The organism is Flavobacterium sp. (assembly GCF_031409475.1).
GTDB lineage: Bacteria > Bacteroidota > Bacteroidia > Flavobacteriales > Flavobacteriaceae > Flavobacterium.
The window spans coordinates 1-15,761 of the sequence record NZ_JANNXH010000028.1; the positions used below are offsets into that span (position 1 = coordinate 1).

12 protein-coding genes are annotated in these 15,761 nt (G+C 35.0%); 11 read left to right on the plus strand and 1 reads right to left on the minus strand.

Annotated elements, in window-relative coordinates:
• The first annotated feature begins 21 nt into the window (after positions 1-21).
• The 3 genes from RMO53_RS05545 to RMO53_RS05555 all read left to right on the plus strand — a co-directional run bounded on the left by RMO53_RS05545 (position 22) and on the right by RMO53_RS05555 (position 4,080).
• A complete protein-coding gene (locus tag RMO53_RS05545) occupies positions 22-1,428 on the plus strand; it encodes a pyridoxal-dependent decarboxylase (RefSeq protein ID WP_310378801.1) in 1,407 nt (468 codons plus the stop codon).
• A 372-nt stretch (positions 1,429-1,800) separates the two neighbouring features.
• Entirely contained in the window at positions 1,801-2,853 is a 1,053-nt protein-coding gene (locus tag RMO53_RS05550; RefSeq protein WP_310378803.1) for a glycosyltransferase family 9 protein, read from the plus strand.
• A gap of 51 nt (positions 2,854-2,904) precedes the next feature.
• The gene (locus tag RMO53_RS05555; protein ID WP_310378805.1) at positions 2,905-4,080 is read left to right on the plus strand and encodes a formylglycine-generating enzyme family protein; all 1,176 of its coding nucleotides are present in this window, start codon (positions 2,905-2,907) and stop codon (positions 4,078-4,080) included.
• Positions 4,081-4,131: 51 nt separating this feature from the next.
• On the opposite strand, the gene gldA is transcribed toward RMO53_RS05555, so the two are convergent.
• Entirely contained in the window at positions 4,132-5,028 is an 897-nt protein-coding gene (gldA, locus tag RMO53_RS05560; protein WP_310378806.1) for a gliding motility-associated ABC transporter ATP-binding subunit GldA, read from the minus strand.
• 146 nt (positions 5,029-5,174) lie between these two features.
• Here gldA and RMO53_RS05565 point away from each other — a divergent pair, with 146 nt between their 5' ends.
• The 8 genes from RMO53_RS05565 to RMO53_RS05600 all read left to right on the plus strand — a co-directional run bounded on the left by RMO53_RS05565 (position 5,175) and on the right by RMO53_RS05600 (position 15,628).
• A complete protein-coding gene (locus RMO53_RS05565; protein WP_310378807.1) occupies positions 5,175-6,422 on the plus strand; it encodes a dicarboxylate/amino acid:cation symporter in 1,248 nt (415 codons plus the stop codon).
• Between the two features lie 355 nt (positions 6,423-6,777).
• On the plus strand, positions 6,778-7,605 hold the full coding sequence (locus RMO53_RS05570; protein ID WP_310378808.1) for a prephenate dehydratase: 828 nt from the start codon (positions 6,778-6,780) through the stop codon (positions 7,603-7,605).
• A gap of 45 nt (positions 7,606-7,650) precedes the next feature.
• Positions 7,651-8,799 (plus strand): aminotransferase class I/II-fold pyridoxal phosphate-dependent enzyme, encoded by a 1,149-nt coding sequence (locus tag RMO53_RS05575; RefSeq protein WP_310378809.1) that lies wholly within the window; start codon positions 7,651-7,653, stop codon positions 8,797-8,799.
• A 62-nt stretch (positions 8,800-8,861) separates the two neighbouring features.
• Positions 8,862-9,713, plus strand: a complete 852-nt coding sequence (locus RMO53_RS05580; protein ID WP_310378811.1) for a prephenate dehydrogenase — start codon at positions 8,862-8,864, stop codon at positions 9,711-9,713.
• A gap of 102 nt (positions 9,714-9,815) precedes the next feature.
• Positions 9,816-10,898, plus strand: a complete 1,083-nt coding sequence (locus tag RMO53_RS05585; protein WP_310378813.1) for a bifunctional 3-deoxy-7-phosphoheptulonate synthase/chorismate mutase type II — start codon at positions 9,816-9,818, stop codon at positions 10,896-10,898.
• A gap of 220 nt (positions 10,899-11,118) precedes the next feature.
• Complete coding sequence (gene rsgA, locus RMO53_RS05590; protein WP_310378814.1) at positions 11,119-12,096, plus strand: ribosome small subunit-dependent GTPase A; 978 nt, start codon at positions 11,119-11,121, stop codon at positions 12,094-12,096.
• Positions 12,097-12,137: 41 nt separating this feature from the next.
• Positions 12,138-12,590 (plus strand): D-aminoacyl-tRNA deacylase, encoded by a 453-nt coding sequence (gene dtd, locus RMO53_RS05595; RefSeq protein ID WP_310378816.1) that lies wholly within the window; start codon positions 12,138-12,140, stop codon positions 12,588-12,590.
• Positions 12,591-12,664: 74 nt separating this feature from the next.
• Complete coding sequence (locus tag RMO53_RS05600) at positions 12,665-15,628, plus strand: Eco57I restriction-modification methylase domain-containing protein (protein WP_310378817.1); 2,964 nt, start codon at positions 12,665-12,667, stop codon at positions 15,626-15,628.
• Positions 15,629-15,761 lie beyond the last annotated feature (133 nt).

Sequence of the window (15,761 nt, forward strand, 5' to 3'; positions counted from 1 at the left end):
AATAAATAATTGATAAAAAAAATGAATCCAATTCTTCAACACGATTTAAACGATATCGAGAATATCCTTGAAAAAGTAAAACTACAAGGAATTGATTTTCTAAATGCAATTGATAGCGTTCCCACTTCAACCAAAAACACCATAACTACAGGCAGAAATTTAAACGATTCTGGTTTGGGAGCAATAGCTATTTTGGAAGAATTTAAAGAACGAATTGTTCCTATATTAGTTTCACAGCCTGGACCAAGATATTGGGGTTTTGTAACTGGCGGAGCAACTCCAGCTTCTATTGCTGGTGATTGGTTGACTTCGATTTACGATACAAATGCACAATCTACAAAAGCACAAGGAGACGTTTCGGCGTTGATAGAAATCGAAACAATTAATTTATTGCTGCAATTATTAAATTTGCCAAAATCCTTTCTAGGCGGATTTGTTACGGGCGCAACGATGTCAAATTTTACTTGTTTAGCAGTTGCACGACAATGGTTTGGGAAACAATTGGAGAAAGATTTTGCTAAAAACGGAATTTCAGAACCTTTAAATATTCTTACAGCTACACCACATTCCTCTTCGGTAAAATGTTTGGCAATGTTAGGTATTGGAAGTCAGAATTTTACCAAGTTAAAAACCATTGAAGGCAATCGGGAAGCCATTGATATCGACGATTTAGAGCAAAAAATCCAGCAATTAAACGGACAACCATTTCTTTTAATTTCTAGTGCAGGAACAGTCAACACTGCTGATTTTGACGATTTTAATGCCATTACAAAACTCAAGGAAAAATATACTTTCTGGTGGCATATTGATGCGGCTTTTGGAGGTTTTGCGGCTTGTTCACCTAAATACAAACATTTAGTTACTGGATGGGAAAACGCGGATAGCATTACCATTGATTGTCATAAATGGCTAAATGTTCCGTACGAAAGCGCTTTTTATTTGGTAAAAGAGCAACATAAAAACTTGCAAATCGAAACGTTTCAAAACTCAAATGCGCCTTATTTAGGAAATCCGTTAGAGAATTTTAGTTATTTGAATTTCTTGCCTGAAAATTCTAGACGATTAAAGGCTTTGCCAGTCTGGTTTTCGTTATTGGCGTATGGCAAGCAAGGATTTCAAGATATTGTAGAAAATAGCGTTGCGATGGCATTGCAGTTTGACAATTTCATTACTCAAAATGCTGCTCTAGAATTATTGGCACCAACTCGGTTGAATAATGTTTGTTTTACTTTAGCGGGAGAACATAATCAAAAAAAAGTAAATTTGTTTTTGACTCAGCTCAACAACAAAGGAAAAGTGTTTATGACACCAACGGTTTACGAAAACCGCAAAGGAATTAGAGCTTCGTTTGTAAACTGGAGGACTAATGAAATAGATATTCAAATTGCTATTACCAATATTGAAGCTACTTTAATAGAATATATTTAAACCGTTGGATAATTATTGAATTTTTAGAAATAAAAATTTTTAACACACTTCAACCTAGTTCAGTGCAGGCTCGAAACATATAAAAAGAACATTATAAACCAATTGCTTCGCCAGTTTGCTATCGCTCGGGTCTTGGTTTTTTTCATAGCTATGTTTTGCATTAAAAAAGTGAAACGCCTTAAGAATAATTATAAAAACTATGTTCCTTTGTGTTTAAAATAAATGCATTGAATTACACCCAACGGATTATATTTAATAGTTTTTTATTATCAAACAATCTTAAATTTTAAGGTCAAGTATTTTTGTATTTTTGTAATGGATATTCCTAGAATTTTAATAATAGTTTTATTTTTTCTGTAAAATTTACATTCAATGAGTTTAAAAATAAAAATCAATGCGTTCAGGCGAAATGCAATGCATAGCATTACTAAAAGCATTGGAAAATCAAATTCCAATACAAATGTTGGTACTATTGATCCAACACAAATTAAAAGAGTTTTAATTTTAAGACCCAATCACCGTCTGGGAAATTTATTGCTCATCACTCCATTAGTTCAAGAGGTAGAAAAATTGTTTCCTAATTGTAAAATTGATCTTTTTATAAAAGGTAATTTGGGTCCAATTGTTTTCGAAAATTATCAAAGTATCGATCAAATTATTCGACTACCTAAAAAGCATTTCGATGAATTAGGTAATTATTTTCAAGGATGGCTAAAGTTGAAAAATAAAAAATATGATTTGGCTATCAATGCCGATAAAAATTCTTCATCTGGAAGATTGTCATTACAACTTGCTAAAGCCACTTTTAAATGTTTTGGCGATTTAGAAATAGAAGTTATGAAACAAGAAGCAGATTATAGCCATATTGCAAAATACCCGGTTTATGATTTACGCAATTATCTTTCTAAAACGGGAATGGTTGTTCCCAGTACGAATATCCCAAATCTTTTATTAAAATTGAGCGAAGCAGAAATTGCAAAAGGAAAATCGTTGTTATACGAATTAGTTCCAAATAATAAAAAAACAATTTGCCTTTTTACATTTGCAACAGGTGCGAAATGTTATTCGGTAGCATGGTGGGCAGTTTTTTATGAACGCCTGAAAAAAGAATTTCCAGAATACAATTTGATTGAAGTTTTGCCCGTCGAAAATGTATCACAAATCAATTTTGAAGCTCCATCCTATTACAGCAAAGACATTCGTGAAATAACGGCTTTTTTAAAGAACACTTCTTTGTTTATTGGTGCCGATAGCGGTATGATGCATTTAGCAAGTGCAGCACAAATCCCAATTGTTGGTTTGTTTTCGGTTACAACTATAGAAAAGTATGCGCCTTATAACTCAAAAAGCGTTGCAATTCAAACGGAACATTCAGGTATTGATGAATGGATTCAAACCATAAAGAACGTGCTGCAAAGTAAATAGCACAAGTGATATAGAATTGTTTTTGTATTTTAATCTTTAATAAATTAACTTATGTTGTCGATCAATAGACGCCTCTTTTTGCCGATATTATTGCTTTTACTCTGGTCATGCAATCAAAAAAGTAACGTAATTGAAAGTAATGATTCAGTTTTTGCAGCTGTTAAAGCTAAAGGAGCTATTTCTTGTACCAGTGGAATGTCAGCTCAAGATGCTGCAAGTTATTTAAAAGCGGGAGGAACAGCTTTTGAACTTACAATCGAAAATAAAGTTGTTGCACCTAAAACTTTACCAGCAGGAATGGTGTTTATTTCGGGTGGTGAATTCAGTATGGGTTCACCAGATTCAGATGCATTATCCGAGTCTAGCAAAGGCGCTTCGTCCGATTGTCAAGAGATTCATAGGGTAAGCGTAAATGCTTTTTTAATGGATGCTTATGAAGTAACGAATGCCGAATTTGAAAAGTTTGTAAAAGCAACGGGTTACAAAACAGTTTCTGAAACAATACCAACTTCTGATGAATTTCCTGGCGTTCCGGCTGATATGCTTTTTGCAGGTTCAGTAGTATTTAGCCCGCCAAATCAACCTGTTCCTTTAAATGATTTTATGGCATGGTGGAAGTATATTCCGCAAGCCAATTGGAAATCACCCTTTGGAAAAGGAAGTTCCATAAAAGGAAAAGAAAATTATCCAGTGGTTCATATTTCATGGGAAGATGCTGCTGCATTCGCAAAGTGGGCCAAAAAAAGGTTGCCTACAGAGGCAGAATGGGAGTTTGCGTCAAGAGGAGGCAAAACAGGAAATTTGTATGCTTGGGGAAATCAATTTAAACTCAATGGTAAATTTATGGCAAATACATTTCAAGGCAATTTTCCTAATAATGATACAAAAGAAGATGGATTTAACGGAATTGCCCCAGTTGGAATGTTTCCGCCAAATGCCTATGGGTTGTACGATCTAGCAGGAAACGTATGGGAATGGTGTGAAGATTGGTATAATGACACCTATTATGGTGAGCTCAAACAAAATGGGATAGCAAATAACCCTCAAGGTTCACAAACAAGCAATGATCCAGATGAACCTGGCGTGTCTAAAAAAGTGCAACGTGGAGGATCGTTTTTATGCACTGATCAGTATTGCACGCGCTATATGGTTGGAACTCGTGGAAAAGGGGATTGGAGAACAGGAACCAATCATGTTGGTTTTCGTTGTGCGAAAGATGTAAAATAAAACCGAGAAACCTTTTTTGTAAGTATAAAGTTTTTTTTTCTTAAACAGTAATTATTTAGTAATCTCTCTAAAAACTGCTTCAAGATTTTTATTTTTCTGATTGAGTTGGAGTGTTTTCAATCCATTGGCGTTGGCAAAATCAAAAACCGCTGGGCGCATGTCTTGGTCCGCATTGAAAGTCAATTCCCAAATCATGTCATGAGTGTTCTTAAAGGAAGTCAGATTTTCGATTTTAGAAATCAATTGTTCTTCAATTTTAAAATCAAATTCTACTTCTATTATTTGTTCCTTATCGGCAGAGATTAAGTTGTCAAGTTTTTTGTCGGCTACAATTTTTCCTTTATCGATTATAATCACACGGTCGCAAATGGCTTCTACTTCTTGCATGATGTGTGTCGAAAGAAAAACGGTTTTGTCTTTGCCTACATTTTTAATCACATTACGAATTTCGATTAATTGGTTTGGGTCTAATCCAGTTGTTGGCTCATCGAGAATCAACACATCAGGATTGTGCAATAATGCATTTGCTAGACCAACACGCTGACGAAACCCTTTGGATAATTGCCCAATTTTTTTATAACTTTCCTTGCTTAAACCGGTGAGCTGAATTACTTCTTCAATTCGGGATTTGGTAACTTTATAAACATCGGCATTGAATTCTAAATATTCCCTCACATATAAATCCAAGTATAACGGATTGTGTTCCGGCAAATAGCCAATAGATTGTTGCACGGCTTTGGCTTGAGAGTGAACATCAAATCCATTTACAAGCGCAACGCCTTCATCGGCGGCAATATAAGTAGTCAATATTTTCATCAAAGTTGATTTTCCGGCACCATTTGGACCTAAAAAACCAACGATTTCTCCTTTTTTGACAGAAAACGAAATATTGTCCAGTGCTTTTTGCGCACCGTAGCTTTTCGATATGTTGATTACTTCTATTGACATGAAATTTTATTTGATACAAAAGTAAACAGAATAATTATTTTTTTATTGTTTTTGTTTCACAATAACCTTCGTCAAAGTTCAAAACTTTGACAAAGGTTGAGGACATTATCATATAGATTTATATATTTACAATAAACTAAAGCATTATGGAAAACACATCAACAGGCAGTTTTTTGAAAAACTACAAAAGCATCATACTACTTCTTGGCGGAATTCTTGCCGGAAGTATATTAGGATTGGTCTTTGGTAAAGGAGTTGAAGTCATCAAACCTTTGGGAGATATTTTCCTGAATTTATTGTTCACAGCAATTATTCCATTGATTTTTTTCACAATTGCTTCTTCGATTGCTAGTTTAGAAAAGACAGAAAAACTCGGAAAATTATTCACTATTGTCATGAGTGTTTTTTTAGGAACGGTATTGATTTCTGCTATTTTGATGATGGTTGGAGTATTGTTATTTCCGGTTCAGCAAGATATAATTATTTCAAAACTTCCGTTGGAAACTATTCAAGGAAGTAGTCCAGGTTCACAAATCACCCAATTGCTTACCGCAACAGATTTCTATGAATTACTTTCTCGAAAAAGCATGCTCGCGCTCATTATATTTTCGTTTTTAATTGGATTTGCAACCTTACAATCGGGCGAAAAAGGGAATAATTTTCAACGTTTTTTAAAATCTGGAGACGAAGTGATGAAACAGTTATTGAATTTGATAATGAAAACTGCCCCAATAGGATTAGGAGCTTATTTTGCCTATCAAGTTGGTATTTTTGGGCCACAACTATTTGGTGCTTACGCCAAGCCTCTGGGGCTTTATTATGCCGTTTGTGCTTTTTACTTCGTCGTATTTTTTAGTTTGTACGCTTTTATTGCAGGAGGAAAATTAGGATTTACAACATTTTGGAAAAATAATATCACACCTTCATTAACTGCATTAGGAACGTGCAGTAGCATTGCCACAATTCCTGCTAATCTCGAGGCTGCCGAAAAAATGAATATTCCTACTCACATCCGCAATGTGGTAATTCCACTCGGTGCTCCACTGCATAAAGACGGTTCGAGTATGTCATCGGTTATAAAAATAGCGGTAATTTTCGCTATGTTTGGCAAAGATTTTACGGATCCACACAACCTACTTTTAGCGTTAGGAATCACGGTAATTGTTTCGGTTGTCGAAGGTGGAATCCCAAACGGTGGTTATATTGGGGAAATTCTTGCGATAACCGTTTATGGCTTTCCTATGGAACAAGCTTTGCCGGCAGCAATGATTGTGGGAACTCTGGTTGACCCAATGGCGACTTTGTTGAATGCTAATGGCGATTTAGTTTCGGCAATGATAATTACTCGAATTTCGGAAGGAAAGGATTGGCTCACGAAGAAATTGGTCGTATAAATGAATTTAACCCTCAATTTTTTAAAATCAGAATACAGAAATCGATAACAATCAGGGATTTAAACTCATATTTTTTTAAGATTATTCAATAAAATGAAGCTTTCACAAAGAATTCTTTTTTTGTTACATAAAATCAGTTCTTTTTTTTGGTTGGCTTAAAATAAGTCATACATTTGCATTGAAATTATTCAAAAACAATGCATATCATGTCTAATAACCGTTTTTATTTTAGCAACACTTATTATTTCTTCTTTAGGAAATAAGGGATTGTGCTATGGTTATTTGAAAAACAACAAACAAATAAAACTACTATACAATCCTGATGAAAATCAGGATTTTTTTTTGAACATAAACGATGAATACAACAATTGCAATACAAGGAATTAAAGGATCTTTTCACCATCAAGTGGCACAAGAATATTTTGGTCAGGATGTTGTCGTAGATGAATGTTTGTCTTTTGATAAATTAATAGATAGTTTACTTTCTGGAAAATCAGCCCAAGCTGTTATGGCGATAGAAAACTCTATTGCGGGGCCAATTATTCCAAATTATGCTTTGATTGACAATAACAATTTGCACATTATTGGCGAACATTATCTGGACATTCATCAAAACTTAATGGCACTTCCGGGCCAAAAAATTAAAGATATTCTCGAAGTACATTCGCATCCAATGGCGTTGTTGCAATGTATGGAATTCTTAAAAAAATACCCAAAAATAAAATTAGTCGAAGACAAAGACACTGCCGAAACAGCAAGAAGAATTCATAAAAAACAGCTTTTAGGAATTGCTGCAATCGCCAGCAAAACCGCTGCTCAAATGTACGATTTAGAAATTTTGGCACCAGAAATTCAAACTATCAATAACAACATGACTCGTTTTGTGATTATCAAAAAAGAGAATTCATTTGTAGCCGAAAACGAAATCAATAGAGCATCTATCAAATTCGAATTAGACCACAAACGCGGCAGTTTAGCGGCAGTTCTTAATGTAATGAGCGATTGTAAACTGAATTTAACCAAAATTCAATCCTTACCAAAAATAGAAACGCCATGGAAATATTCCTTTTTTGTAGATGTAACTTTTGAAAAATACGAAGATTATGCCAAAGCAAAAGCATTAATGACCATAATGGCAGAATATTTCAAAGTTTTAGGCGAATATAAAAACACGAAACCGTAGAGACGCGATTTATCGCGTCTCAATAATGGTGCAATTAAGAATATAATGATAAAAACAGCAAAACGTCTGGATATAATTGAAGAATACTATTTCTCCTCAAAATTGAGAGAAGTAAGACAACTGGCTTCCGAAGGGAAACCCATCATCAATATGGGAATAGGAAGTCCAGATTTGCAGCCATCACAAGCTGTGATTGATGCAGTAGTTCATGCAATGAAAGCAGAAAACGCACACCAATACCAGAGTTATCAAGGATTACCAGAATTGCGAAGTGCAATGGCTGATTTTTACCAGAAAAATTATGGAGTTGCACTAAATCCATCAAATGAAATTCTTCCTTTGATGGGTTCCAAAGAAGGAATTATGCACATTTCTCTGGCTTTTTTGAACGAAGGCGATCACGTTTTAATTCCAAATCCGGGTTATCCAACCTATACTTCGGTGACGAATTTAGTAGGTGCTGTTCCTGTTTATTATGATTTAACAGAAGCGAATAATTGGGAACCTGATTTTGAAGCATTAGAAAAACTAGATTTATCCAAAGTCAAAATCATGTGGATAGGTTATCCGCACATGCCAACTGGAGCAAGAGGAAGTGTAACTTTGTTCGAAAAGTTAGTGGCTTTCGCCAAAAAGCATCAGATTTTATTAATCAATGACAATCCGTATAGCTTTGTCTTGAACGACAATCCAATGAGTTTGTTACAAGTAAAAGGTGCAAAAGAAGTAGCATTAGAGCTGAATTCTTTATCAAAAACCTTCAATATGGCAGGTTGGCGCGTGGGAATGGTTTTAGGAAATGCTGCTTGTATTGATGCGGTTCTAAAAGTAAAAAGCAACATGGACAGCGGCATGTTTTACGGAATTCAAAAAGGAGCGGTTGAAGCCCTTAAAAGTGACAAATCGTGGTTCGAATCAATGAATGTAATCTATAAAAAACGAAGAGTTTTAACGGAACAATTAGCCGAAAAGTTAGGTTGTAAAGTGTACAAAGAAGGCGTTGGATTATTTGTTTGGGCAAAATTACCAGACGGAATCACATCGGCGGAGGATTTTATAGATAAAATATTATACGAAAAATCTATTTTTATCACTCCGGGAACCATTTTTGGATCTAATGGAGAAGGTTACATACGGTTTGCATTGTGTGTAAAAGAGGAAAAAGTACAAGAAGCAATCGATAGGTTTGCGTAATGAAGAGACTCGATTTATCGCGTCTAAAAAACAAAAAACCTTGTAGGTATAAATATATAAAGATGAACATACACGTAATAGGAATAGGATTAATTGGTGGTTCGATGGTTTTGGACATTAAAACTTTGCATCCAGAGGCGACTATTTTCGGGATTGATGCTAACGAAAACCATTTGGCGGAAGCCATTAATCTTGGCGTAGTTGATGTTGCAGGAAAATTAGAAGATTTGATTGAAGCTGATTTTGTAATCGTTGCAGTTCCAGTCGATGTTGCCCTAATTGTTTTGCCAAAAGTCTTGGATGTAATTGGAGAAAATACCATCGTTTTTGAAGTTGGTTCTACTAAAACACTCATTTGCGAAGCCGTTACAAATCATCCACGAAGACGCAATTTTATTGCCACACATCCCATTGCAGGAACCGAATTTTCTGGACCTTCGGCGGCGATAAAAGGATTGTTCGAAGGGAAAACTAATATTATTTGTGAGGTTGAAAAAACAACTTTCAAATTGCAAGAAAAAGCTTTGGATTTGTTCAAAAGTATGGGAATGCGTATTCGTTATATGGAACCAAAATCGCATGATAAACATATTGCTTACGTATCGCATTTGTCGCATATAAGTGCATTTATGCTAGGAAAAACGGTGATAAACAAAGAAAAAGACGAACAAGATATTTTTGATATGGCAGGTTCTGGTTTTGAAAGTACAGTACGATTAGCCAAAAGCTCACCAGCAATGTGGACACCGATTTTTAAACAAAATAAAAAGAACGTCATTAAAACATTAGAAGAATACATTTCGAATTTATCAAAATTCAAAGAATTGTTAGAAAGTGAGGATTACGATGCGATTTATAACGAAATGCAAAGTGTCAATAAAATAAAAGAAATTTTAAACGGAATGAAAAAGTAAGCAGTGTTCAGTCCCGAAGCTTCGGGATAGTGATCAGTCGCAGTTTACAGTTAAAAAAGAACAACACATAAAAAAACAATAAAAAAATTAAATTTAGAAAAGATGGAAAACAAGAAAGAAATGAGAAATTGGTTGAACGAATTCAATTTAACTCACCCATTTGTAATCGCTGGACCTTGTAGTGCGGAAACTGAGGAGCAAGTTTTAAAAATAGCTCACGAGTTGAAAGATTCAGACGTAAGTGTTTTTAGAGCAGGAATTTGGAAACCAAGAACACGTCCAGGAGGATTTGAAGGTGTTGGAGAAATAGGTTTAAAATGGTTGAAAAAAGCCAAAGCTGAAACCGGATTGCTTATGGGAACCGAAGTAGCAACTGCTGCACACTGTAAATTGGCTTTAGAAGCAGATATTGATGTGTTATGGGTTGGTGCTCGTACGACTGCAAATCCATTTGCGGTGCAAGAAATTGCGGATACTTTAGCAGGAACAGATAAAATCGTATTGATAAAAAATCCAGTAAATCCTGATATGGCTTTGTGGCTTGGTGGTGTAGAACGTTTGTATGCTGCTGGAATCAAGAATTTAGGTGTAATTCACAGAGGTTTTTCTACGTATGAAAAAACCAAATACCGTAACATTCCAGAATGGCAGATCGCTATTGAATTGCAAAATAAATTTCCTGATTTGCCTTTAATCATTGATCCATCACACATAACGGGTGATCGTAAAATGATTCTTGAAGTAACGCAAGAAGCATTAGATTTGAATTATGACGGAATGATTATCGAAACGCACCACGATCCAGACAATGCTTGGAGCGATGCAGCGCAACAAGTTACACCCGATGCTTTGAAACAAATTTTCAAAGATTTGAGAGTAAGAAAAGCAAACAGTGATGCCGATGAATTTACCAGTAAAATGACTAAATTAAGAGCTAATATTGATGTTTTAGATGCTAATTTGCTAGAGCTTTTAGGAAAACGTATGAAAGTAGCTGACGAGATTGGTCAAGTAAAAAAAGACAATAATGTAGCTGTTTTACAAAACAATCGTTGGAACGAAATTCTTGGAAAAATGATTCTTGAAGGTGAGAAAAAAGGATTGACCGAAGAATTTGTACTAAGAATGTTCAAAGCCATACACCAAGAAAGTATTGGGCACCAAGAGAAAATATTAAACGCATAAAATGATTTCCGATTATAAATTTCGAGAGTCAAATATTTCAATTTTTATTAAAATCCCAAGGCATTTATGTTTTGGGATTTTGCTTTTTTAGGATTTTGAAAAACTTTAAACTTTAAACTTTAAACGAGAAACAAAATTTTATCTTTGCAATGTCTTAGGTTATAAATCTAAAATTTAATCCCGAATAGTGGGACGTTAATCTACAATCTAAAATCCTTCTATGACAGGACTCGTTTATAAATCTACAGGAAGTTGGTACACCGTAAAATCCGAGCAAGGCGATTTTATCGAATGTCGTATGAAAGGGAAGTTTCGAATCAAAGGCATCAAGAGTACTAATCCTATCGCTGTGGGCGATGTAGTAGATTATGAACTCGAAGAATCGTCCGATACCGTTACAGGAACGATTCATAATATTCACGACCGGAAGAATTATATCGTTCGAAAATCAGTGAATCTGTCGCATCAAATGCACATTATTGCGTCGAATATCGATCGCGTTTTTTTATTAATTACCATCAATAATCCACCTACGACTTTCAATTTTATAGACCGTTTTCTGGTAACTGCCGAAGCTTATGGTATCGAAACCATACTCGTTTTTAATAAAATAGACACTTTTGACCAAGCCACACTCGACGAACAATTGTACATGCAACATGTTTACGAGGAAATTGGGTACCCATGTTTGAGAACCTCTTCTACAGAAAAAAAGGGAATTGACGCTTTGAAAGAAATGATGGCTGGCAAAGTTAGCATGTTTTCGGGTCATTCTGGAGTAGGAAAATCAACTTTGGTCAACGCAATGGAACCTTCATTAGATTTAAAAACCAAAACCATTTCCGAAGCCAGCAAGCAAGGACAGCACACGACGACTTTTGCCGAAATGTATGATTTGTCTTTTGATGCTCGAATAATTGATACGCCAGGAATCAAAGGTTTTGGAATTGTTGATATGGAAAAGGAAGAAATCAGCGGCTATTTTCCAGAATTTTTCAAATTAAAAGACCAGTGTAAATTCAATAATTGCTTGCACAAAGACGAACCACATTGTGCCATCAAAAAAGCATTAGAAAAAGACGAAATCGCCTGGTCGCGTTATAGAAGTTACCTGAAAATCCTTGAAGGCGACGACGAAAATTACCGAACCGATTCGTACGACGAAGACCGAAAAGCAAGTGATGAAACGAGGAAATAGTAGAGACGCGATTTATCGCGTCTAAATATATTTTAAAAATAATGAAAGTAGTTTTACAACGCGTTTCTCAGGCATCGGTAACCATCGATACTAAAATCGTAGCCAAAATCCAAAATGGCTTACTGGTTTTACTAGGAATTGAAGATGCTGATTCGCAAGAAGACACCAATTGGCTTTGCCAAAAAATCGCAAACCTTCGCATTTTTGGCGATGAAAATAATGTCATGAACCTTTCGGTAAAAGACATTGATGGCGAAATTATTGTGGTTTCTCAATTTACACTCCAAGCTTTGACCAAAAAAGGCAATCGTCCTAGCTACATCAAAGCATCAAAACCCGAAATCGCTATTCCGTTGTATGAAAGTTTTGTAACACAATTGGAAACCGAATTAGGCAAGAAAATTCAAACCGGAATTTTTGGCGCTGACATGAAAGTTTCGTTAGTAAATGACGGACCAGTAACTATTATTATGGATTCAAAAAATAAACAGTAATCAGCTTTGTCAAAGTTTAAAACTTTGACAAAGATTTTCAAATTCACAATTTGTAATTCTTTACATTTGTTTCTATGGAAAAATCAACTATTCAAATTGCTTTTGAGCAAACTCAACAACTCATCAATCACTTTGAAGCAGGAATAGAACATTACCTTTCACCCAATTATCAAGAAGCGGAAGTTAGAAAAGAATACATCGATAAATTCTATTCGTGTTTAGGTTGGGATGTAAACCACGACCATCAAAAAAACCCATTTGAACAGGAAGTAAAAATAGAAAAAGCGCAACGCCAACAAGGAGCTTTGGGGCAAAAACGTGCCGATTATGCTTTTTTTCTTTCACCTAATTACAAACAAGAACAGTTTTTTGTAGAAGCCAAAAAGCCATCTAGAACATTGCGCCAAAACAAAGACGACTATTTTCAGACCGCAAAATACGGTTGGAATGCAGGAACTGGCGTTTCTATTTTGACCGATTTTGAGGAAATAGTAATTATCGATTGTAGGTTTCGCCCCGATTTTGATACCATACTTCAAAACCAAATTAAATATTACAATTACAAAGAGTTTCGAGATTTTGATACCTTCGAAGAATTCTATTGGATTTTCTCTCACGAAGCTCTAGTTGCAGGAAATCTTTCAAAATATATTGAGCAACTCAAAAAACCAAAAGGAACAGCCACGCAACTCAAACTTTTTGGGGGCAAATACCAATCTATCGACGAGAGTTTCCTGAACTATATCGATGCAAAACGCTTCGAACTCGCCACCGCTTTTTATCAAAATAATACTTCGCTCGATGCGTATGAATTGACCGAAGCCACACAGCGAACCATCGATAGAATTGTATTTATTCGTTTCCTTGAAGATAAACTCATAGAAACCGAAAACATTATTCACAACATTGCTACGGCAAATCATCCGTGGGCAAAATTTGTTGACTATTCTAAATATTTAGATTCTAAATACAACGGCGTAGTTTTTAAACCTTTATTTATTGACGACAAAAATTTTGGTGGAGCTAACGATGATTTGTTTCGTGCCTTGTGTTCCGATTTAGATCATACGAACACGCCTTACGATTTTAATTATATTCCTATTCACATTCTTGGTAGCATTTATGAGCGCTTTCTTGGGAAAGTGGTGGTTATCGAAAACGGAAAAGCAACAATAGAGGTAAAACCCGAAGTCCGTAAAGCGGGCGGCGTTTTCTATACACCAAAATATATTGTAGATTATATTGTAAAAAACACCGTTGGAAAGTTAATCGATGGCAAAACTCCAAAACAAATTACTGAACTTACTTTTGCCGATATCGCTTGTGGTTCAGGTAGTTTCTTGATAGGCGTTTTCGAATATTTACTCGATTATCATAACAAATGGTATAACGAAAATCCAAATAGTGCTAAAAAAGACGGTTGTAAATTCAATGAAGATTTTGGTGTTTATGTATTATCCATACAGCAAAAACAAAACATTTTGCTCAACAATATTTATGGTGTCGATATTGATTTGCAAGCCACCGAAGTAACGCAACTGTCGTTATTCCTCAAAATGCTGGAGGACGAAACCACCAGTACAGCCAATGATATGATGGTGTTGTTTCACGAAAAGATTTTGCCCAACTTGTCTAACAATATCAAATGTGGCAATTCCTTAATTGGCACTGATATTCTCAACACCAAGCTCGACCTTGACCTAGACCAAGAACGAAAACTAAACCCATTTGATTTTAAATTGGCTTTCCCGAAAGTTTTTGGCAACTCGTCATTGCGAGGCACGAAGCAATCTCACGAAGCAATCCCATCAACAGATTGCTTCGTGCCTCGCAATGACAGTGGTTTCGATGCCATTGTTGGAAATCCGCCGTATTATAAAATTACAGATAAAATGCAAACCGATTATTTTGCTGTGAAATACACACATCAAAATTATCAATACGATTTGTATTTGCTTTTTATGGAACGTTACCAAGACTGGCTGAAACCCCAAGGTGTTTTAGGAATTATTATCCCTAATACTTGGTTACAATCAATCACTTTCAAAAACATAAGACAACATTTGGTAACCAATTATTGTTGGCAAAAAGTATTGCATATTGCTGAACATATTTTTAAAGCAGTTGTAGATACACATGTTTTGATTTTTGAAAAAAACGAAAAGACCAAAAACAATTTGGTTGCTATTGAAAAATATGAAAAAAACACCTTTTCAGATTATCAAACCATCAACCAAAACGATATTCCTAAAGAGGGCGAAATAATTAACCTTTTGGCTAAACCAGAAGAAATTAGTTTGTTTACCAAGATTAAGAAGAATTCTTATTTACTTAAAGATATTAGCATTTCAACTGTTGGAACTAAACCATTTCAAACAGGAAAAGGAAAGCCAAAACAAACAGAAGAAATAGTAAAAACAAAACCTTTTGTAAGAGAAAATCAATCCAAACCTGATGGCGAAAATTGGTTGCCTTTATTACGAGGAAGTTTGATGCACAAATATGAAAATAGATGGAATAGTAATAGTTGGATTCAATATGGAGAATGGTTAGCCGAACCAAGAAATCCTAAATTTTTTGAAGCTGAAGAAAAAATAATTATTCGTCAGACAAGTGATAGAATTATTGCAACTATTATTGAAAAAGATATTATTTGTAGAGATAATCTTTATATGGTAATTTCAAATAAAATAAGTCATCAATTTATATTAGGTATTTTAAATTCAAAACTGACTGATTTTTATTACCACCAAATCAATCCTGAACAAGGCGAAGTTTTAGCACAAGTAAAGAAAATGCATGTAGAGCAATTACCAGTCCCAATCCTCACGGCTGCCAATCAAGAAATTCACGACACCATTGTAAACTTGGTAAACCAAATGCTCCAAGCCAAAAAGCAACAGCAAACTGCCGTAACCGAGCGCGATAAAAACTATCTGGACGATAAATGCAAAAATATAGACACACAAATAAACGAGTTGGTGTATGAATTGTATGGTTTGAATGAGGAAGAAATAAGGATTGTAGAAAAAAGTTGAGATTGCTTCGTGCCTCGCAATTAATTTCCACACAGTCATTTCGAGGCACGAAGCAATATCAAAATTTTTATACAAACCTTATTTATTACACCATAAAAACAAAAAATTAATAAACCCACTCGGGTATTTGTGT